Annotated in this window: 23 protein-coding genes; 16 read left to right on the top strand and 7 right to left on the bottom strand. The window is 32.2% G+C overall.

Going from position 1 to position 20,076, the window contains the following annotated elements; genetic code table 11:
• Positions 1-233 precede the first annotated feature (233 nt).
• The 5 genes from modA (at position 234) to CD113_RS04945 (ending at position 4,022) form a co-directional block, all read left to right on the top strand.
• A complete protein-coding gene (gene modA / locus CD113_RS04965; RefSeq protein ID WP_002461827.1) occupies positions 234-1,016 on the top strand; it encodes a molybdate ABC transporter substrate-binding protein in 783 nt (260 codons plus the stop codon).
• Positions 1,017-1,029: 13 nt separating this feature from the next.
• Positions 1,030-1,701, top strand: a complete 672-nt coding sequence (modB, locus tag CD113_RS04960; protein ID WP_002461826.1) for a molybdate ABC transporter permease subunit — start codon at positions 1,030-1,032, stop codon at positions 1,699-1,701.
• Positions 1,702-2,316: an ATP-binding cassette domain-containing protein gene (locus tag CD113_RS04955; RefSeq protein WP_002461825.1), complete on the top strand. Its 615-nt coding sequence runs from the start codon at positions 1,702-1,704 to the stop codon at positions 2,314-2,316. It abuts the gene before it with no gap.
• 182 nt (positions 2,317-2,498) lie between these two features.
• The gene (locus tag CD113_RS04950; RefSeq protein ID WP_002461823.1) at positions 2,499-3,503 is read left to right on the top strand and encodes a ThiF family adenylyltransferase; all 1,005 of its coding nucleotides are present in this window, start codon (positions 2,499-2,501) and stop codon (positions 3,501-3,503) included.
• Positions 3,504-3,515: 12 nt separating this feature from the next.
• Positions 3,516-4,022, top strand: a complete 507-nt coding sequence (locus CD113_RS04945; RefSeq protein WP_002461822.1) for a MogA/MoaB family molybdenum cofactor biosynthesis protein — start codon at positions 3,516-3,518, stop codon at positions 4,020-4,022.
• Between the two features lie 8 nt (positions 4,023-4,030).
• Here the strand turns inward: CD113_RS04945 and moaC are convergent, their stop codons facing one another.
• A complete protein-coding gene (gene moaC / locus CD113_RS04940; RefSeq protein WP_002461820.1) occupies positions 4,031-4,522 on the bottom strand; it encodes a cyclic pyranopterin monophosphate synthase MoaC in 492 nt (163 codons plus the stop codon).
• A 61-nt stretch (positions 4,523-4,583) separates the two neighbouring features.
• On the opposite strand from moaC, the gene CD113_RS04935 reads away from it, so the two are divergent.
• The 7 genes from CD113_RS04935 to CD113_RS04905 all read left to right on the top strand — a co-directional run bounded on the left by CD113_RS04935 (position 4,584) and on the right by CD113_RS04905 (position 9,518).
• Complete coding sequence (locus CD113_RS04935; protein WP_002461819.1) at positions 4,584-5,843, top strand: molybdopterin molybdotransferase MoeA; 1,260 nt, start codon at positions 4,584-4,586, stop codon at positions 5,841-5,843.
• Positions 5,840-6,310, top strand: a complete 471-nt coding sequence (mobB, locus tag CD113_RS04930; RefSeq protein ID WP_002461817.1) for a molybdopterin-guanine dinucleotide biosynthesis protein B — start codon at positions 5,840-5,842, stop codon at positions 6,308-6,310. Before CD113_RS04935 ends, mobB begins: the two co-directional genes overlap by 4 nt.
• A 5-nt stretch (positions 6,311-6,315) precedes the next feature.
• Complete coding sequence (locus CD113_RS04925) at positions 6,316-6,762, top strand: molybdenum cofactor biosynthesis protein MoaE (protein WP_002461816.1); 447 nt, start codon at positions 6,316-6,318, stop codon at positions 6,760-6,762.
• Between the two features lie 2 nt (positions 6,763-6,764).
• Positions 6,765-6,998, top strand: coding sequence for a molybdopterin converting factor subunit 1 (gene moaD, locus CD113_RS04920; RefSeq protein WP_002461814.1), 234 nt, complete (start codon positions 6,765-6,767; stop codon positions 6,996-6,998).
• A 7-nt stretch (positions 6,999-7,005) separates the two neighbouring features.
• Positions 7,006-7,605: a molybdenum cofactor guanylyltransferase MobA gene (gene mobA / locus CD113_RS04915; protein WP_002461813.1), complete on the top strand. Its 600-nt coding sequence runs from the start codon at positions 7,006-7,008 to the stop codon at positions 7,603-7,605.
• Positions 7,606-7,624: 19 nt separating this feature from the next.
• Complete coding sequence (gene moaA / locus CD113_RS04910; RefSeq protein WP_002461812.1) at positions 7,625-8,647, top strand: GTP 3',8-cyclase MoaA; 1,023 nt, start codon at positions 7,625-7,627, stop codon at positions 8,645-8,647.
• 520 nt (positions 8,648-9,167) lie between these two features.
• Positions 9,168-9,518 carry a SarA family transcriptional regulator gene (locus tag CD113_RS04905; RefSeq protein ID WP_002461810.1) on the top strand — a complete coding sequence of 117 codons (351 nt, stop codon included), beginning with the start codon at positions 9,168-9,170 and terminating at the stop codon, positions 9,516-9,518.
• A gap of 92 nt (positions 9,519-9,610) precedes the next feature.
• On the opposite strand, the gene CD113_RS04900 is transcribed toward CD113_RS04905, so the two are convergent.
• Positions 9,611-10,819, bottom strand: coding sequence for an MFS transporter (locus tag CD113_RS04900; protein ID WP_095092792.1), 1,209 nt, complete (start codon positions 10,817-10,819; stop codon positions 9,611-9,613).
• Positions 10,812-11,252 carry a MarR family winged helix-turn-helix transcriptional regulator gene (locus tag CD113_RS04895; RefSeq protein ID WP_002461808.1) on the bottom strand — a complete coding sequence of 147 codons (441 nt, stop codon included), beginning with the start codon at positions 11,250-11,252 and terminating at the stop codon, positions 10,812-10,814. Before CD113_RS04895 ends, CD113_RS04900 begins: the two co-directional genes overlap by 8 nt.
• A gap of 174 nt (positions 11,253-11,426) precedes the next feature.
• Here CD113_RS04895 and CD113_RS04890 point away from each other — a divergent pair, with 174 nt between their 5' ends.
• Entirely contained in the window at positions 11,427-12,191 is a 765-nt protein-coding gene (locus CD113_RS04890; RefSeq protein ID WP_002461807.1) for a VOC family protein, read from the top strand.
• Here the strand turns inward: CD113_RS04890 and CD113_RS04885 are convergent.
• Complete coding sequence (locus tag CD113_RS04885) at positions 12,183-12,434, bottom strand: hypothetical protein (RefSeq protein ID WP_002461806.1); 252 nt, start codon at positions 12,432-12,434, stop codon at positions 12,183-12,185. The genes CD113_RS04890 and CD113_RS04885 overlap by 9 nt on opposite strands.
• A gap of 272 nt (positions 12,435-12,706) precedes the next feature.
• Here CD113_RS04885 and CD113_RS04880 point away from each other — a divergent pair, with 272 nt between their 5' ends.
• On the top strand, positions 12,707-13,972 hold the full coding sequence (locus tag CD113_RS04880; protein WP_002461805.1) for a lipid II:glycine glycyltransferase FemX: 1,266 nt from the start codon (positions 12,707-12,709) through the stop codon (positions 13,970-13,972).
• A 122-nt stretch (positions 13,973-14,094) separates the two neighbouring features.
• On the top strand, positions 14,095-17,271 hold the full coding sequence (locus CD113_RS04875; protein ID WP_002461804.1) for an efflux RND transporter permease subunit: 3,177 nt from the start codon (positions 14,095-14,097) through the stop codon (positions 17,269-17,271).
• 114 nt (positions 17,272-17,385) lie between these two features.
• On the opposite strand, the gene mspA is transcribed toward CD113_RS04875, so the two are convergent.
• Together mspA and CD113_RS04865 are read right to left on the bottom strand one after the other, a co-directional pair.
• Complete coding sequence (gene mspA, locus CD113_RS04870; RefSeq protein ID WP_002461803.1) at positions 17,386-17,703, bottom strand: membrane stabilizing protein MspA; 318 nt, start codon at positions 17,701-17,703, stop codon at positions 17,386-17,388.
• 226 nt (positions 17,704-17,929) lie between these two features.
• The gene (locus CD113_RS04865; RefSeq protein ID WP_002461802.1) at positions 17,930-18,103 is read right to left on the bottom strand and encodes an SE1832 family protein; all 174 of its coding nucleotides are present in this window, start codon (positions 18,101-18,103) and stop codon (positions 17,930-17,932) included.
• Positions 18,104-18,237: 134 nt separating this feature from the next.
• Between CD113_RS04865 and CD113_RS04860 the strand changes: the two genes are divergently transcribed.
• Entirely contained in the window at positions 18,238-19,146 is a 909-nt protein-coding gene (locus CD113_RS04860; RefSeq protein WP_142380895.1) for an AEC family transporter, read from the top strand.
• Between the two features lie 132 nt (positions 19,147-19,278).
• On the opposite strand, the gene CD113_RS04855 is transcribed toward CD113_RS04860, so the two are convergent.
• The gene (locus tag CD113_RS04855; RefSeq protein WP_002461800.1) at positions 19,279-20,070 is read right to left on the bottom strand and encodes a glucose 1-dehydrogenase; all 792 of its coding nucleotides are present in this window, start codon (positions 20,068-20,070) and stop codon (positions 19,279-19,281) included.
• Positions 20,071-20,076 lie beyond the last annotated feature (6 nt).

The following is a 20,076-nucleotide window of genomic DNA, read 5'->3' as shown; positions in this document are numbered from 1 at the left end:
TTTTAATATATTTGCCTAAATAAAATTATATTGACCAGTTAATAATTGCAAAAGATTGAAAAAACACTAATTAAACTTGACTAACAAAAAATGTTGAGCACAATTAACGATAAAATTTAAAATTGTGACATTTATTCGAATATTGTTTAAAAATTCACACACATCTTTAAAATTTTATTAATACGTGTATAATTAGAATTGTAATAAATTTAAAAATGGGGGTTGTACACATAATGAAGATGAAACATATTTTAGCTTTAATGATTGCATTATGTATCGTTCTTGCAGGTTGTTCTAGTTCAAATGACAGCAAGGATAGTAAAAAAGAATCATCTGATAATGGTAAAAAACAAGAAATGCAAATTTCGGCTGCAGCTAGTTTAACAGATGTAACGAAAGAACTTGAAAAAGAATTCAAAAAAGATCACAAAAATGTTGATATTAAATTCAACTATGGCGGTTCTGGCGCATTGAAAAAACAAATTGAATCTGGTGCATCTGTAGATGTCTTCATGTCAGCAAACACTAAAGACGTTGATGCTTTAAAAGATAAAGATAAAGCACATGATACTTACAAATATGCGAAAAACAGTTTAGTATTAGTTGGAGACAAAAATGCTGATTTAAAATCTGTTAAAGATTTAAAAGGTAACGAAAAATTAGCACTTGGTGAAGAAAAAACTGTACCAGCTGGTAAATATGCAAAACAATATTTAGAAGATAATAATCTTTATGATTCTGTAAAAGATAAAATTGTTTATGCTAAAGACGTTAAACAAGTATTAAATTATGTTGAAAAAGGAAATGCTCAAGCAGGTTTCGTTTATAAAACTGATTTATACAAACAAAACAAAAAAATTGATTCTGTAAAAGAAATTAAAGAAGTAGAACTTAAAAAACCAATCACTTATGAAGCAGGAGCTACATCTGATAAGAAATTAGCTAAAGAATGGATGGATTTCTTAAAATCAGATAAAGCTAAAAAAATCTTAAAAGATTATCATTTCGCAGCGTAAGGAGTTGTAATCCATGCCTGACTTAACATCCTTTTGGATATCGATACGTGTCGCAGTCATTAGTACAATTATTGTTACTATCATTGGCATTATCATCTCTAAATGGTTGTATCATCGCAAAGGGCATTGGGTTAAAGTTCTTGAAAGTATATTGATATTACCAATTGTCCTACCACCAACAGTCCTTGGGTTTATATTACTTATTATATTCTCACCAAGAAGTGTAGTAGGGCAATTCTTTGCTAATATTTTACACTTACCCGTAGTGTTCACTTTGACAGGTGCAGTTATTGCATCTGTCATTGTTAGTTTTCCATTAATGTATCAACATACAGTGCAAGGATTTCGTAGCATAGATACTAAAATGATTAATACAGCGAGAACAATGGGTGCTAGTGAAATGAAAATATTTTTCAAACTAGTATTACCACTTGCTAAGCGTTCCATTATAGCTGGTATTATGATGAGTTTTGCACGTGCACTTGGTGAATTTGGTGCTACTTTAATGGTGGCAGGTTACATTCCAAATAAAACGAATACGTTACCTTTAGAAATTTACTTCTTAGTAGAACAAGGTAGAGAAAACGAAGCATGGTTATGGGTATTAGTATTAGTTGCATTCTCTGTTGTAGTTATCTCAACGATTAATTTATTAAATCGAGATAAGTATAAGGAGGTCGACTAAATGTTAACGATTAAACTTAAATATCAATTAAAAGATACTTTAATCAATATCGATATCGATGATACAACACCGAAGATTTATGCTGTACGAGGTCCTTCTGGTATTGGTAAAACAACCGTATTAAATATGATTGCAGGACTACGTCAAGCTGATGAAGCTTTGATAAAAGTAAATGGACGACTATTAACGGATACTAACAATAAAGTCAATGTCAAAATACAACAACGTCATATTGGCTATTTATTCCAAGATTATCAACTATTTCCTAATATGACAGTTTATAATAATATTACTTTTATGGCTGAACCATCTGAACATATTACTAATTTGATGAAAACGTTAAATATTGAACATTTAGTAGATCAATATCCTATGACATTATCTGGCGGAGAATCACAACGTGTAGCGTTAGCTAGAGCGTTAAGTACCAAACCAGATTTAATCTTATTAGATGAACCATTTTCTAGTTTAGATGATGCTACTAAAGACGAAAGTATCACATTAGTCCAACGTATTTTTGATGAATGGAAAATTCCTATCATATTTGTGACGCATTCAGATTATGAAGCTAAACGAATGGCTCATGACATTGTCAATATCGGACAACGAAGATAATGTAAATGTTTTTTGGGAGTCATGATAGTGATAAAGAGGTTAGAACGAATTAAAATTTTGAAGTTAATCGCTTCTATAGAAATTTTAATGATGTTTTAACCTTTTTTTAAGCGCAATTTTTGTTAGTCAATGGTGTGAGCCTTATAATAGAGATAATGACATGATAAGAAAGGAAACTTAATGTGAATCAAGAGCGCTATTCAAGACAAATATTATTTAAACATATTGGTGCAGAGGGACAACAACAAATTAATCATAAGCATGCATTAATTATTGGAATGGGAGCCTTAGGGACACATTTAGCAGAAGGTCTTGTTAGAGCTGGTATTGGGAAACTAACCATTGTAGATCGTGACTATATTGAATTTAGTAATTTACAAAGACAAACATTATTCACTGAACAAGATGCGCTCAAAATGATGCCTAAAGTAGTAGCTGCTAAGACTCATTTGATGGATATACGAAATGATGTTGACATTGATGCTTATATTGAACATGTTGATTATTATTTCTTAGATACACATATACACGATGTAGATGTTATTTTGGATGCTACTGATAATTTTGAAACGAGACAACTCATTAATGATGTAGCTTATAAATATCATATTCCTTGGATATATGGGGGAGTCGTTCAAAGTACGTATATAGAAGCAACATTTATCCCTGGACAAACACCATGTTTTAACTGTTTGGTTCCTCAGTTGCCAGTATTAAATTTAACATGTGATACGGTTGGTGTGATACAACCAGCTGTAACGATGACGACAAGTTTACAATTAAGAGATGCATTAAAAATACTAACACAACAACAGATTGATACTAAAATTACTTATGGTGATATTTGGGATGGGACACATCATTCGTTTGGCTTTAGTAGAATGCAACGACCTACATGTCAAACATGTGGTGAAAATCCATCATTTCCGTATTTACAAACTGGTGAACAAAGTTATGCAACGTTATGTGGCCGAGATACTGTACAATACGAAAATAAAGCCATTACACACGATATGTTAATTCAATTTTTAAATGAACATCAATTAAACTATCGCAGTAATCAATATATGGTGATGTTTGAATTTAAAGGACATCGTATTGTTGCTTTTGAAGGTGGACGATTTTTAATTCATGGTTTAAATCGTGTAACAGATGCCACGCATTTAATGAATTTATTATTTGGTTAAGGAGAGATTAACATGGGCGAACATACTAACGTCAAATTGAATAGACAAGTGAAAGCTGCAGTATTAACAGTTTCAGATACTAGAGATGTTGATACAGATAAAGGCGGACAATTAGTTAAACATTTATTACAAGAAGAGCAAGTTATCATTGCTGATCATCATTATCGAATCGTTAAAGATGATAAAGCATTAATTACAGCACAAATAGCAGAATGGCTTGCTGAAGATGTAGATGTCATTATTACAACTGGTGGCACTGGTATTGCACAGCGTGATGTCACAATTGAAGCAGTGAGACCATTGCTTACTAAAGAAATAGAAGGTTTTGGAGAGCTATTTAGATATTTGAGTTATACAGAAGACGTAGGTACAAGAGCCTTATTATCTAGAGCTGTGGCAGGTACAGTTAATAATCAACTTATCTTTTCATTGCCTGGCTCAACAGGAGCCGTTAAGTTAGCAATAGAAAAGCTCATCAAACCAGAATTAAATCATCTAGTTCATGAGCTAACAAAATAGTCATTGAATTAATTTGAACGGTGGTAGTCACCGGATTTACCACCGGATTTACTTTCAAGATAAGTTTGACCGATAATCATACCTTTATCGACAGCTTTGGTCATGTCATAAATTGTTAAGGCTGTTACAGAAGCAGTCGTTAAAGCTTCCATTTCGACACCAGTTTTGCCGGTCGTAGACACTGTTGCTTCAATATTTAATGTATAAGATGTTGGAGCTTGTGACGTATCCCAGTTGAATGAAACATCTATGCCAGTTAATGGTAACGGATGACACATAGGTATAATGGTTGCAGTATTTTTAGCTGCCATAATACCAGCAATTTGTGCAGTATTAAGTACATTACCTTTAGCGGCAGTGTTATTGACGATTTGATGATAAATGACATCATTAACAATAATACTGGAATGTGCAATTGCAGTTCTTTTTGTAATAGTTTTATTTGATACATCAACCATTTTTGCATGACCTTGTTGGTTGATATGAGTAAATTCAGACATTTTACCCCTCCTAGTCAATCTAGTATAGCATGAAAAAATAAATTTTTTGGAGATGATTTTAATGGTAGTAGAAAAAAGAAATCCCATTCCAGTTAAAGAGGCCATCGAACGTATCGTTAAACAACAAAGTTCTATGGGAACATTAACTGTGTCATTAAATGATAGTTTAGGTCATATTTTAGCTGAAGATATTGTGGCAACATATGATATTCCGAGATTTAATAAATCTCCATATGATGGTTTTGCCATTCGTAGTCAAGATTCAGCGGTTGCCAATGGTCAACATCGTGTTGAATTTAAAGTTATCGATCATATTGGTGCTGGATCAGTTTCAAATAAAATTGTAGGAGATCATGAAGCAGTTAGAATCATGACAGGTGCACAAGTACCTGAAGGCGCTGATGCTGTTGTCATGTTTGAACAAACTATCGAACAAGAGGACACTTTTACAATTCGTAAACCTTTTGCTAAAAATGAAAATATTTCATTAAAAGGTGAAGAAACAACGACAGGTGATTTAGTACTTAAGAAAGGACAAACCGTTAATCCAGGTGTCATTGCTGTTTTAGCAACATATGGCTATACAGAGGTTAAAGTTGTTAAACAACCTAGCGTAGCTGTGATTGCTACTGGTAGTGAATTACTTGATGTGTCAGATGAATTAGAAGAAGGTAAAATCAGAAACTCTAATGGACCGATGATTAAAGCATTAGCCGAAAAAATTGGACTTGAAGTAGGTGTTTATCGTACACAAGAAGATGACTTAGCGAGTGGTATTCAAATTGTTAAAGAGGCCATGTCTGAACATGATATTGTCATAACGACAGGCGGTGTTTCAGTCGGAGACTTTGATTATTTACCAGAAATTTATAAAGCTATCGGAGCTGAAGTGCTATTTAATAAAGTTGCTATGCGTCCGGGTAGCGTGACTACTGTCGCTTTTGCACAAGGTAAATATTTATTTGGTTTATCTGGTAATCCATCAGCGTGTTTCACAGGCTTTGAACTATTTGTGAAAACAGCTGTAAGACACATGTGTGGTGCGTTAGAAATATATCCACAGATTATTAAGGCAACGTTAATGGAGGACTTTACTAAAGCAAATCCATTTAGTCGTTTTATTAGAGCTAAAGCAACATTAACAACTGCTGGTGCAACAGTAGTGCCTTCTGGATTTAATAAATCTGGTGCCGTTGTTGCTATAGCACATGCTAACGCTATGATTATGCTGCCTGGTGGTTCACGTGGCTTTAAAGCTGGTCATACTGTTGATGTCATTTTAACGGAATCTAACGCTTATGAAGAGGAATTAACGCTATGATTTTGCAAATTGTAGGTTTTAAAAATTCAGGAAAGACAACGTTGATGGAACATATGGTGTCATTTTTAAAATCTCAAGACTACACAGTAGCAACGATTAAACATCATGGTCATGGTCAAGAAGATATTGCTTTACAAAGTGATGACGTTGACCATATGAAACATTTTAAAGCAGGAGCAGATCAAAGTATTGTTCAAGGTACTCATTTTCAACAAACTGTGACGCGTCATAATAAACAAAATCTTACTCAAATCATTGAGAAATCTGTTACAATTGATACCAATATCATTTTAGTTGAAGGTTTTAAACAAGCTGATTACGACAAAGTGATAGTATATAAAGATGAGCAACAACGACGAGAATTAGAGCAATTATCTCATATTTGTTATAGTATCAATATTTGGGAGACGAAAGATTTTACAACATTTGATGAGTGGCTGTTAAATAGAATCAAAATAGAGGATTGAAATGAATGAAACAATTTGAAATTGTAACAGAGCCCATTCAAACAGAACAGTATCGTGACTTCACGTTGAATGAATGTCAGGGTGCTGTTGTCGTGTTTACCGGGCATGTTCGAGAATGGACTAAAGGTGTTAAAACGGAATATTTAGAATATGAAGCTTATATTCCAATGGCTGAAAAGAAATTAGCCCAAATTGGTGATGAAATAGCTAGACAATGGCCTGGGACGATTACAACCATCGTCCATAGAATCGGACCATTGCAAATTTCTGATATAGCAGTGTTAATAGCCGTATCATCGCCACACCGTAAAGATGCCTATCGTGCGAACGAATACGCTATTGAACGTATTAAAGAAATCGTTCCTATTTGGAAAAAAGAAATATGGGAAGACGGTTCAGAATGGCAAGGGCATCAAAAAGGAAGTTATGAAGAAGCGAAGAGGGGGGAATAAATATGAAGATACTTTACTTCGCCGAAATAAAAGAGTTGATACAAAAAGCAGAAGAAAATATAACATTTGAGCAAGCAGTGAGTGTACAACAATTTGAAAATTACTTATTTGAACGTTATCCACAAATAGATAATAAAAAGTTTCAAGTAGCAGTGAACGAAGAATTTGTTCAAAAAACGGATTTGATTCAACCTAATGATGTTGTGGCTTTAATTCCACCAGTTAGTGGAGGTTAAACGATATATGATAGCTATTATATTAGCAGGAGGCCAGTCGACAAGATTTGGTCAACCTAAAGCATTTGCGACGATACAAGGTGAAATGTTTTATCAACGTATCATTAGAGAATTGGAAGCTACTAACATGTTTAATGATATTGTTATAAGTACAAATGACCAAATAAAGTCATTATTTGACTATGATCAAATTGTTGTAGATGATGAAGCGCATAAAGATAAGGGCCCATTAGCAGGAATTTATACAGTGATGACACAATATCAGGATGCAGAGTTATTCTTTGTTGTGTCAGTTGACACGCCAATGATTACTGGTAAAGCAATTAGTGAATTGTATCAGTTTTTAGTGTCACATCTTATTGATGATCACCTAGATATTGCAGCGTTTAAGGAAGATGGTCGCTATATACCAACGATTGCATTTTACAGTCCGAATGCTATGTCTGCAATAAGTGAGGCATTGCATTCAAATGATTACAGCTTTAAAAATGTCTATAAACAGCTATCAACAGATAGTTTGGATGTTAAAGCAGTTAATTCACCAGATTATTGGTATAAAAATATTAACTATCAACAAGATTTGGACTCTTTGAATAAAATAATATAAGTAATAAGGAGGTCCATAAATGGTAGAACAAATTAAAGATAAGTTAGGGCGTCCCATACGTGATTTAAGATTGTCTGTAACGGATCGATGTAATTTTAGATGTGATTATTGTATGCCAAAAGAAATTTTCGGAGATGATTATGTTTTCTTACCTAAAGATGAATTGCTGACATTTGACGAAATGGTCAGAATTTCTAAAGTATATGCGCGATTAGGTGTCAAAAAGATACGTATCACTGGTGGGGAACCATTATTAAGACGTAATTTAGATCAACTGATTGCACAATTGGTTCAAATTGAAGGTATTGAAGATATTGGTTTAACGACCAATGGTTTATTACTGAAAAAGCATGGTCAAAAATTATATGATGCTGGATTAAGACGAATTAATGTTAGTTTAGATGCTATTGATAATGAAGTATTTAAAGCACTTAATAATAGAAATATTAAAGCAACAACTATTTTGGAACAAATTGATTATGCAGTATCAATTGGCTTTGACGTTAAAGTTAATGTTGTTGTTCAAAAAGGTGTGAACGATGATCAAATTATTCCTATGTTAGAATATTTTAAACATAAAGATATCGAAATTCGTTTTATTGAATTTATGGATGTTGGTAATGATAATGGCTGGGATTTTAGCAAAGTCGTATCCAAAGACGACATGCTATCTATGATTGAACAACATTTTGAAGTGACACCAGTAGAGCCCAAATACTTTGGTGAAGTGGCAAAATATTATCGACATGAAGATAACGGTGTTAAATTCGGCTTAATTACAAGTGTTTCTCAATCATTCTGTTCTACATGTACACGTGCACGTTTATCATCAGATGGTAAATTCTATGGTTGTTTATTTGCAACGGTTGATGGTTTTAATGTTAAAGAATTTATGCGTTCTGGTGTGACAGATGAAGAATTATTAGAACAATTCAAAGCTTTATGGCAAGTTAGAGATGATAGATATTCCGACGAACGTACAGAACAAACAGTAGCAAATCGTCGACGTAAGAAAATTAATATGAACTATATTGGTGGTTAAGAATATAGACTTGAATCATGTGTTTAATAAATAAAGTTAATATATCGTTAAAACTCAGTAGTCGCTATGACTGTTGAGTTTTTTTGTTTGTGTGGACTGTGGTAATTAGGTTCTTTATTTGGTTCTCTGTCAAATTGGACTGATTAATTAAATGTAAATTTTAATCTTTAAAAATATTAGTTTAATTTATTAGAGAAATGGCAATTAATGCTATTTGCTTTAAAGGGTTGGGAATCGTTGTAAGCGCATAAGAAAATTAAGCAGCATATATTAATAAAAACATCTAATTGTTAGAACTATAAATGTAAGCATTTATGGACGAAATACATATACAATTTAAGATGATATACCGATAAATAAATAACTAGTTGTTCAAAAGATATAAATATCAACAAGATATAGTCATCAATTTAATATTTACAATAGATAAGATGCATAAAATGTTATATAATAAATTTAAGAAATTTTATTATAATATGAATTACACACATCTAAGAATTTACACAGGAGGCATCATATTATGAGTAATAAAGTTCAACGTTTTATATCAGCTGAAAGGGAATTAAGTCAATTAAAGCATTGGCTTAAAAGTGCTTATAAAATTTCTATCGAGGAATTTGTAGTGTTATTTAAAGTATATGAAGGACAGAAAATTAGTGGTAAAGAATTAAGAGACACACTTCATTTTGAAATGTTATGGGATACAAGTAAGATAGATGTCATTATTCGTAAGATTTATAAAAAAGATCTTATTTCAAAATTACGTTCTGAAACTGATGAAAGACAAGTGTTTTACTTCTATAATGCAACTCAAAAGAAATTATTAGATAAAATCACGAAAGAAATCGAAGCCTTAAGCGTCGCTAATTAATATAACAAGGATGTTTACATGATATAGACTCAAGTACGGGGACAATGAGTCTAAAGGTCATTGTAAACATCCTTATTTTTTAGAGTTAAAAATTAATAAGTTGGTGTTTTAACTTTACGGCCATGAATGAGGAAGTAGATGATTAATGTCATTAAACCGAGTAATGCCATCAACCCATATATTTGACTATAACTAAATAGATGTGTAATTAATCCAAGTAATGATGGACCAAAACCAACACCAGCATCTAAGCCAACGAAAAATGTCGAAGTAGCTAAACCGTATTTAACTGGTGGGGAGACTTTAATAGCAATAGCTTGCATAGAAGAAGATAAATTACCATAACCAATTCCTAATGCAGCGCCAGCTATAAATATCATCCATCCTTGGAAACTGAACATTAAACATATGAACGATATAATTAATGCGATAAATGCAGGATAGACAACGATATTTTCATTTTTAGCATCCATTAATCTACCAGCAAGGGGACGTGTAATTAATGATGTTATGGCAAAGAATATAAAGAAGTAGCTTGCGGCCGTCACTAATTGACGTTCAACAGCAAATGCTTGTAAATATGTTAGAACGGATGAATAAGTAATACCTACTAGTAACATCACTATGGCTACTGGTATTGCTTCACTAGCAATAAAATTGTGTATACTCCATTTAGAATGACGCGTTTGTTGTGTTGTAGCAGCTGTTTCAGATGTTGTATTAAAGTCAACTTTGATAAAGAATGACATGACGAGACCTAAGCAACCTAATATGACGCATATAATAAATAACAAAGTAATTGGATAATGTGTAATTAATAACATACCAAAGAATGGACCTATAGCTGTACCAAGAACTAAACTTAATGAAAATAAACTAATACCTTCACTTTTTCTACTCGCTGGAGTAACGTATGCAGCGATTGTACCTGTTGCCGTTGTTACCATAGCCGTAGCGATACCATTAATTAATCTAACGAAAATGAGAAAGCTTAATGATCCAGGTATAAAATATAATAATTGCGTAATAATTAAACAAATAAGTCCTATTAATAGTAATCGTTTTGGACCGACCTGGTTAACAAACTTACCAGATGCAAAGCGTCCTATTAGCGATCCAACAATAAACAAGCCGACAACTAATCCAGCTAAAGAATCAGAAGCATGGTATTCACTTATGCTATATCCAGCAATGACTACGAGTAATAGATACATGCATAAATAAACAACAAAATTAATTAGAAAGTTAGTATTAAAACTTTTGGTAAATATTGGATCTTTAATTGATGAATGTTCAGTCACTTTGTTCTCCTCCTAATAATGTTGAATGAATTTTATTCATAACGGTAATGGTTTGTGCCATTTCTTCAGGTGTAATATCAGTTTGTTGGGTAATTGAATGTTGTAGTTCTGTTATATCTTGATGTACAGCTGTATATAAATCTTGACCGGATATAGATAAACTTAATAATTTTTGACGTTTATCTGCTTTACTGGAAGCGACATTCAAATAACCATAATCGATTAATGCTTTGATTGTTTTTCTAGCTGTTGGTTTCTCAATGGCACGTCTATGTGAAATTTCAACAAGTGTCGTAGGTTGATGTTTGGCGATATCTCGTAATATAAGCCATTGACCATAGTAGATTTGATGCTTTTCTAAAATAGGTTCAGCTAATTTTAAATAGGGCCGATAAACAGTAACGAAACTATTGAAAAAATCATGTTCTAGCATAGTGAGACTCCTTTTAATTTAATGGTTAGCTAGGCTAACTTTTTAGCGACAAAAATAATTATAAGACTTAAAATCATTTATTTCAATAGTTGCATGCTTTAAAAATTTATAATGAGAAAAATATGTCTTATTTTGTTAGACTAGGCGTAAGGATAAATATTGGGGGATTATATTATGACGTTAAAATTCGATCATATCATTCATTATGTTGATCAATTAGAGCACTTTAACTTTCCAGGAGATATTTTAAAATTGAAATCTGGTGGCAATCATCATAAATACGGTACATATAATAAATTAGCTTATATTAATGAAAACTATATCGAACTATTAGATGTTGAAGATAATGAAAAATTGAAAAAAATGGCTAAAACTTCAGAAGGTGATGTCGCATTTGCTACACAAATTGTGCAAGAGCAATATGAACAAGGGTTTAAAAATATATGCTTTAGAACAGATGATATTGCTAAAGTAAAACAAAGATTAGATGATAATGATGTTGAAAGTGTAGGCCCTATTGCTATGGAAAGAGAAGGGAAAAAGGGCAATAAAGTTAAATGGCAATTACTTTATATTGTTAATAATGATGAGAAGGACGTCAAACCACCATTTTTCATTCAGTGGGATGATACTGATGCTGTAAGGCATGATAAATTAAAAGATGAATTCCAAACTAACTTTTCAATTGAAATGATTACTATAAAAAGTTCTCAAAGACCACAAACCGTAGCAAACTTTCAACAATGGTTTGATTTAGACATTGTTGAAAGTACAGATACCTATACGGATTTAATTTTAAAAACAGATGATATATACATTAGAATTGAAGATGGCAAACAGTCTAAATACCATGCTTTACTCATTAAAGATAATCAAGCTAATATGCCGTTTTCTATTTTTATCAGAGGTGCTGTTTATAAATTTGAACCGTTAGTATAAATAGATGTATGCACTATGTGCAATTAATATTAGATGACTAGCTGCCAAAATAACAGACATAATTGCTAAAATATGATTAAAATGATTTGATTTTATTAAGATGAAGAAGATTGAAATAACCAATGTAAAAAACGCGATAATTAATCTAATACTAAAATAGTTAATCGATAAAGTCTCTGTTATGGAAACAAAGATAGCAATGCTATTTATTAAAATAAATAAACTTAGTAATATACGTCTCATTGATAACACCTCATTAAAAGAATGACACAAGTATAACAAGATAATGTGTTTTGGGAAACAAATGCCGCTTGTTACATACTCATGAAGTGCATTTGAGTCAACGTTTAGTATGATGCGAATGACGAATGAATTTGGCATAAATGATGACAAAGTTTTGATGATAAATAACAGTAATTAGTTTCTATTAATGAAGAGGAGTCTTTATCGACACTGTAGCTTAGACAAGGTATAATATAAATTATTGTTAAACATAGAAGGAGATATCATAAATCATGGAAAAGATGCATATCACTAATCAAGAACATGACGCATTTGTAAAATCTCATCCTAATGGTGATTTACTACAATTAAGCAAATGGGCTGAAACAAAACAATTAACAGGATGGTATTCTAAACGTATTGCTGTTGGAGAAAATGGTGAAGTTAAAGGTGTAGGGCAATTACTATTTAAAAAAGTACCTAAATTACCATACACATTATGCTATATTTCACGAGGATTTGTTGTTGATTATAATGACAAAGAAGCATTACAAGCATTATTAGATAGTGCGAAAGAAGTAGCAAAAGCTGAAAAAGCATATGCCATTAAAATAGATCCTGACGTAGAAGTAGAACATGGAACAGCAGCATTGCAGAATTTAAAAGCTTTAGGATTTAAACATAAAGGATTTAAAGAAGGTTTATCAAAAGATTATATTCAGCCACGTATGACAATGATTACTCCTATAGATAAATCTGATGATGAATTATTAGAAAGTTTTGAACGTCGTAATCGTTCTAAAGTAAGATTAGCATTAAAACGGGGTACAACTGTAGAACGTTCAGACAGAGAAGGTTTGAAAACATTTGCTGAATTAATGAAGATAACTGGTGAACGTGATGGCTTCTTAACTCGCGATATTAGCTATTTTGAAAATATCTATGACGCTTTACATGAAGATGGCGATGCAGAGCTATTCTTAGTTAAGCTCGACCCGACTTCAAATTTACAAAAAGTAAATCAAGATATTGCTGATTTAAATGACGAAATAAAAAAATGGGAAAAGAAAAAAGAAACATCAGAAAAGCAAGCTAAAAAAGCACAAAATATGATTAAAGATGCGCAAAATAAAATTGCTAAAAATGAAGATTTAAAACGTGATTTAGAAGAACTTGAACGTCAACATCCAGACGGTATTTATTTATCAGGTGCACTATTGATGTTTGCAGGTGCTAAATCGTATTACTTATATGGTGCGTCTTCTAATGAATATAGAGATTTCTTACCTAACCATCATATGCAATATACAATGATGAAGTATGCACGTGACCATGGTGCTACAACTTATGACTTTGGTGGTACAGATAATGATCCCGATAAAGATTCTGACCATTATGGTTTATGGGCATTTAAAAAAGTTTGGGGAACTTATTTAAGTGAGAAAATTGGTGAATTTGACTACGTGTTAAATCAACCATTATATCAATTAATTGAACAAGTTAAACCACGTTTAACAAAAGCTAAAATTAAAATTTCTCGTAAATTAAAACGTAAATAATCAATGAACCATACATCTGAGCGCTATACAAATGATTGCAAGCGTTCAGATTTTTTAATAATGCTTAAAATATGGGAGTTAAGTAAGAAAATTCTAAATTTGAAAAGAGGTACTTAATAGCAATGATAAAAAAATTATTGCAGTTTTCACTAGGGAATAAATTTGCGATATTTTTAATGGTAGTATTGGTGATTTTGGGCGGTGTTTATGCTAGTACCAAGTTAAAATTAGAACTACTTCCAGATGTGCAAAATCCAGTCATTTCTGTACAAACGACAATGCCAGGTGCTACACCACAAAGTACGCAAGATGAAATCAGTACTAAAATCGATAATCAAGTGAGGTCATTAGCTTACGTAAAAAATGTAAAAACGCAATCAATTCAAAATGCTTCAATTGTGACTGTTGAGTATGAAAACAATACGGACATGGATAAAGCAGAGGAACAACTCAAAAAAGAAATCGATAAGATTAAATTTAAAGATGAAGTTGGAGAGCCAGAATTAACACGAAACTCTATGGATGCTTTTCCAATTTTAGCGTATTCATTTTCAAATAAAGATGCAGATTTAAAAACAGTAACTAAAGAACTAAATGATACATTAATTCCTAAGTTACAAACGATTGATGGTGTACAAAACGCCCAGTTAAATGGACAGACAAATCGTGAAGTGACACTTAAATTTAAACAAGCTCAATTAGAAAAAAATGGTTTAACTGCAGAAGATGTAGAAAATTATTTAAAAACAGCTACAAGGCAAACACCATTAGGTTTATTCCAATTTGGCAAAACAGATAAATCTATTGTAGTAGATGGTCAATTCACATCAGTTAATGCACTGAAAAACATTGATATACCACTGAATATTGCAGGAAGTCAGTCACAAAGTAGTGATGATAGTAAAGAAGATAACTCTGCAATGTCAGAAGTGAATCAATCTTCAGGTTCAAAATCATCTCAAGCGTCTATGCCTAGTGCAAGTTCAAGCAGTATGCCAACTGTTAAATTGAAAGATATTGCAGATGTCTCAGTTGGGGACGTTAGAACGTCGATTTCGAAAACAAATGGTAAAGATGCAGTGAACTTACAAGTTTTAAAATCACAAGATGCTAATACAGTTCAAGTAGCGAAAGATGTTCAGAAAAAAGTTGATGAATTTGTCAAAGATAACAATAATTTGAAGGCTACAAAAACAATGGATACTGCCAAGCCTGTTGAAGATTCGTTATATACAATGGTTGAAAAAGCGGTTCTTGGTACAATTGTAGCTATCATCGTTATACTACTTTTCTTAAGAAATATTCGTACAACAGCAATATCTGTTGTTTCTATTCCATTGTCATTATTAATGGCCTTAATCGCTTTAAAATTGAGTGATGTATCGTTAAACATTTTAACTTTAGGTGCATTAACTGTAGCGATAGGACGTGTAATAGATGACTCTATTGTAGTAGTAGAGAATATCTATAGACGATTATCTGATCCTACCGAACCGATGAAAGGGCAGAATTTAATTATTAGTGCCACTACAGAAGTATTTAAGCCAATCATGTCATCTACGTTAGTGACCATTATTGTCTTTTTACCACTTATATTTGTCTCTGGCTCTGTTGGTGAAATGTTTAGACCATTCGCTTTAGCGATTGCCTTTAGTTTATTAGCTTCATTATTGGTTTCTATCACTTTAGTTCCAGCGTTAGCTGCTACTTTATTCAACAAAGGTGTGAAACATCGTCAAAATGGTCAAAATGAAAAGTTAGGCATTGTTAGTAGAAGTTATAAAAAAGTCTTAGCATGGTCATTGAATCATAAATGGTTAGTTATCATCATTAGTACGGTTATTTTAGTACTCACGATAGTGATTGGAGGACCTAGATTAGGAACAAGCTTTATCTCTTCTGGTGATGATAAATTTTTAGCGATTACGTATACCCCTAAACCTGGTGAGACTCAACAAGCGGTATTAAATCATGCCAAAGATGTTGAAAAATATTTACAACATAAAGATAAAGTGAAAACAGTACAATACTCTGTTGGTGGACCTAGTCCAGTAGATCCAACTGGAAGTACGAATAGTATGGCTATTATGGTTGAGTATGATAATGATACACCAAACTTTGATGAAGAACCGGATAAAGTATTGAAACATGTAGATAGTTTTAAACATCCGGGAGAATGGAAAAACCAAGATCTAGGTACAGGTGCTGGTAATAGCTCTGTAGAAGTAACTGTAAAAGGTCCTTCGACAGATGATATCAAAGGTACAGTTAATAAAATTGAAGATAAAATGAAAGACATCAAAGGATTAGCGAATGTAAAATCTGATTTATCACAAACATATGATCAATATGAAGTAAAAGTTAATCAAAATAAAGCAGCTCAAAATGGTATTTCAGCTGCACAATTAGCAATGAATTTAAATGAAAACCTACCTGAAAAAACTATTACTACTGTCAAAGAACAAGGTAAGACAATTGATGTTAAAGTGAAACAAAATAAGGCTACAGATTGGTCTGAAAAGAAACTTAACAATATTGAATTGCAGAAGCCAACAGGTGGAACAATTAAGTTGAGTGATATTGCATCACTTGAAAAAACAACAACGCCAAGTAAATTAACACAAGAACAAGGTGATTATGCAACTACCATAACAGGTAAAGTCATTAATAAAGACGTTGGTGGTACAACTAGAAATGTGATGTCACAACTGAATCATCTAGATAAGCCTAATAATGTCAAAGTAAATGTTGGTGGTGCCAATGATGATATTAACAATGCCATTACACAATTAGTATTTGCTATGATTGCTGCAATTATTATCGTTTATCTTATCTTAGTGATTACATTTAAAGGTGGCTTAGCGCCATTTACGATATTATTCTCGTTACCATTTACAATTATCGGTGTAATTATTGCATTATTGATTACAGGAGAAACGATATCTGTGCCAAGTTTAATTGGTATGCTCATGTTGATCGGTATTGTTGTAACGAATGCGATTGTGTTAATAGATAGAGTGATAAATAATGAACGACATGGTATGGAGATGAAAGAAGCATTAATAGAAGCGGGTGGTACTAGAATTAGACCGATATTAATGACAGCAGTTGCAACAATTGGTGCGTTAATCCCGTTACTATTTGGACAAGATAGTTCAATCTTAATTTCTAAAGGTATGGCTGCTACTGTTATTGGTGGATTAATATCTTCAACAATCCTAACTTTAGTTGTAGTTCCAGTCATTTATGAAATCTTATTCACTTTAAAAAATCGTTTAACAAAACGACACACAAAATAATAGTTAGAAATTATAAAATTATAGTATCTTACTTAGGTAAGTGTAAAAATTAAAGAAAAAGGCTAATTGAGAGCGACTCAGTTAGCCTTTTTCAAATGAATATTTAGTAAGATATTAGAATAATATCAATGCTAAAATACAATAAATGATAAAGATAAATATAGACATTAAATTAAGAATATTAACACCCTTAAGATCTTTTTTAATCATTTTGAAGGATGTAATTTCTACATTACCTACTAGTAACAGTAGAACGATGAACACCCACCAGTTTTCTTTAGGGAAATGCATCGTTGTTAATGCTAAAACAAACAATAATAGTACGCCCATAATTATTCTTAAGATACGCGTAAAGATATTGTCCATTTTAAAGATACTGATATAACTAACAACTAGATAGAGAATTGCTAGTAATATGAGATAAAATTGCATGTTGAAACTTCCTCTCTTATCTAAAAATTCATCACATGATGATCATATAAGTTAGTGGCTGGTGAACATAATTATGACTTAAAACAGCCTGGGGCAAAAACATTTCACAGTTAAATTCAAGCATTTGGCAGTAACTGTCTGGTTTGTAAAATGCTGATGTATCAACGTTTTACAAACCTAGTCAGTCTTGCCGGGGTGGGAATATGAAATAAATTTTATATAAAATTTATTTCTGTCCCACTCCCATTTGTGTGCGAATTTCACGTATCTCATTTTCAATGTTTTTCAATTGATTAACGAGTGCGGATGTATCTAAATTGAGTGATTCTTTCTTTTCTAAGTCACCTTGCAAGCGAACATAGTCATATTTTAATTCAGTCAATTTATCTTCTAATGTCATTGAAATAAACTCCTTTAAAGTATAGTTATGTACATGTCTAATTGATTATATCACGAAACGAGAGACTTCTAAAATAACTAGAAAATATGTTAAAGTTATCAATTGTAATGAGTCATCAGAAAGAAGGTATAAAAGTGACAGAGCAATTCACGATGATTATTTTATTAATCGCACTTGGCTATTTTTTAAAACGTATTAATTTTGTGAAAGCTACAGACAGTCAAGTCTTAGCCACGTTAGTATTAAATGTTACATTGCCTTCTTTAGTAATAGTAAATTTGAATAGTGCAGATTTAAAGCTGTCATTTTCAATTTTACCGTTATTAATGATTGCATATGGTATTATCGCTAAAATAATTGTCATTTGGTTTTTTAGAAAATATGATAATCAAATGAGAGGCTCAGTAGGGATGATGACCGGGGCAATGAACATTGGTTTGTTTGCATATCCTTTAGTTGAAGCAATATGGCCTAAAATGGGTCTTGTTTATTTCGGAATGGCCGATATAGGCGGTGCCTTTATTATGTTTGGTGTGACTTATTTTGTAGGTAGTTATTATAGTGAAGGCAGTGATCAATTTAATTTCAAGTTTTTAGGCAAAAAATTGATACAATCTGTACCACTAGTCACATATATTGTGATGTTTATACTAAATATTAGTCAAATTCATTTACCACATGTAGCGATTGACTTCTTCAGTATTATCTCAAAAGCTAATATGCCTTTATCTATGATATTACTTGGAGTGATGTTGAATTTCACAATCGAACGCAAGTATTTACCAGCAACGTTTAAATATCTAGGTTTACATTATGGACTAGCCTTAGTAGCAGGTTTGTTAATTCACTTTTTATTACCAGTGTCTGATGATATGATTAAAACAACGCTACTTATTACTTGGATGTTGCCCGTAGGTGTTGCTATTATTTCATATGGTATTCAATTTAAATATAAAACATTACCCTTTATAGGAATGGTAACTAACTTAACTATTATTATAAGTATCGTTATTTTATATATGTATCAAGCTATTTTTGTTTGACACTATTATATGATTGAATACTGATTTGTTTATTAATGATATAAATTAAAAAATATGCCATGTATCTAACGTTTATGAGAGATACGTGGCATATTTTTTGTTGTAGCAACTATAGTTTGTTAGCTAATGTGTCTATCCTTTACCACCCATAAATGCAGGGTAGTTTGTCATACCACCATCAACATAAATTGTTGTACCGTGGACATAACTTGAAAAGTCTGAAGCTAGGAATAAAACGACATTCGCTACATCTTGAGGTTCACCAATTTTGCGAGCTGGAATCATATCTAAAGTTTCATCTCGTGTTTGTGGATCTGAAAATTTCTCTTTAGTATGTTCAGTAACGATAGCTCCAGGTGAGACATTGTTTATACGAATACCATATTGCGCATATTCCATTGACATCGTTTCCATCATCAATTTCAAACCGCCTTTACTAGCGGCGTAGTTTACGTAGTTAGGCCAAGGAATTCTATCGTGTACACTTGCTGTATTAATAATAACGCCTTGTTTATCTTCTTTTAAAAAGTGATTAATAGCTTCTCTTGAGCCAATAAATGCACCTGTTAAGTTAATATCAATAACTTTCTGCCATTCTTGTAAAGACATCTCGTGTGAAGGAATTGCTTTTTCAAATCCAGCGTTGTTAATCATAATATCTAATGTACCAAAATGATCAATTGTTGTTTGTACAAGGTTTTTGACATCTTCTTCTACGGCTACATCACCTTGAACAGTGATAGCCTCTCCACCAGCATTAGTGATGATTTCTTTAGCTTCATTTAATTCATCATGGTGCTTATCAGAGCGGTAATTTAATACCACCTTAGCTTGAGCTTTGCCAAAGTTTTCAGCTATTGATTTACCAATACCACTTCCGGCACCAGTAATAATGACAACTTTATTTTTTAAATCAGCAAACATAAAGAC

Source organism: Staphylococcus simiae, from assembly GCF_002902085.1.
In the GTDB taxonomy this organism is placed as follows: Bacteria; Bacillota; Bacilli; order Staphylococcales; family Staphylococcaceae; genus Staphylococcus; species Staphylococcus simiae.
This window is presented reverse-complemented; position numbering and strand designations above follow the sequence as displayed.

Bases quoted from the DNA above. Each gene is read 5' to 3' on its own strand.
- mspA (WP_002461803.1), bottom strand. From the start codon at position 17,703: ATGCAATTTTATCTCATATTACTAGCAATTCTCTATCTAGTTGTTAGT.
- CD113_RS04885 (WP_002461806.1), bottom strand. From the start codon at position 12,434: ATGAGACGTATATTACTAAGTTTATTTATTTTAATAAATAGCATTGCT.
- moaC (WP_002461820.1), bottom strand. From the start codon at position 4,522: ATGTCTGAATTTACTCATATCAACCAACAAGGTCATGCAAAAATGGTT.
- CD113_RS04925 (WP_002461816.1), top strand. From the start codon at position 6,316: ATGAAACAATTTGAAATTGTAACAGAGCCCATTCAAACAGAACAGTAT.
- CD113_RS04865 (WP_002461802.1), bottom strand. From the start codon at position 18,103: ATGACATTAGAAGATAAATTGACTGAATTAAAATATGACTATGTTCGC.
- CD113_RS04855 (WP_002461800.1), bottom strand. From the start codon at position 20,070: ATGTTTGCTGATTTAAAAAATAAAGTTGTCATTATTACTGGTGCCGGA.
- moaA (WP_002461812.1), top strand. From the start codon at position 7,625: ATGGTAGAACAAATTAAAGATAAGTTAGGGCGTCCCATACGTGATTTA.
- CD113_RS04875 (WP_002461804.1), top strand. From the start codon at position 14,095: ATGATAAAAAAATTATTGCAGTTTTCACTAGGGAATAAATTTGCGATA.
- moaD (WP_002461814.1), top strand. From the start codon at position 6,765: ATGAAGATACTTTACTTCGCCGAAATAAAAGAGTTGATACAAAAAGCA.
- CD113_RS04890 (WP_002461807.1), top strand. From the start codon at position 11,427: ATGACGTTAAAATTCGATCATATCATTCATTATGTTGATCAATTAGAG.
- CD113_RS04945 (WP_002461822.1), top strand. From the start codon at position 3,516: ATGGGCGAACATACTAACGTCAAATTGAATAGACAAGTGAAAGCTGCA.
- modB (WP_002461826.1), top strand. From the start codon at position 1,030: ATGCCTGACTTAACATCCTTTTGGATATCGATACGTGTCGCAGTCATT.
- modA (WP_002461827.1), top strand. From the start codon at position 234: ATGAAGATGAAACATATTTTAGCTTTAATGATTGCATTATGTATCGTT.
- mobB (WP_002461817.1), top strand. From the start codon at position 5,840: ATGATTTTGCAAATTGTAGGTTTTAAAAATTCAGGAAAGACAACGTTG.
- CD113_RS04935 (WP_002461819.1), top strand. From the start codon at position 4,584: ATGGTAGTAGAAAAAAGAAATCCCATTCCAGTTAAAGAGGCCATCGAA.
- CD113_RS04955 (WP_002461825.1), top strand. From the start codon at position 1,702: ATGTTAACGATTAAACTTAAATATCAATTAAAAGATACTTTAATCAAT.
- CD113_RS04895 (WP_002461808.1), bottom strand. From the start codon at position 11,252: ATGCTAGAACATGATTTTTTCAATAGTTTCGTTACTGTTTATCGGCCC.
- mobA (WP_002461813.1), top strand. From the start codon at position 7,006: ATGATAGCTATTATATTAGCAGGAGGCCAGTCGACAAGATTTGGTCAA.
- CD113_RS04880 (WP_002461805.1), top strand. From the start codon at position 12,707: ATGGAAAAGATGCATATCACTAATCAAGAACATGACGCATTTGTAAAA.
- CD113_RS04905 (WP_002461810.1), top strand. From the start codon at position 9,168: ATGAGTAATAAAGTTCAACGTTTTATATCAGCTGAAAGGGAATTAAGT.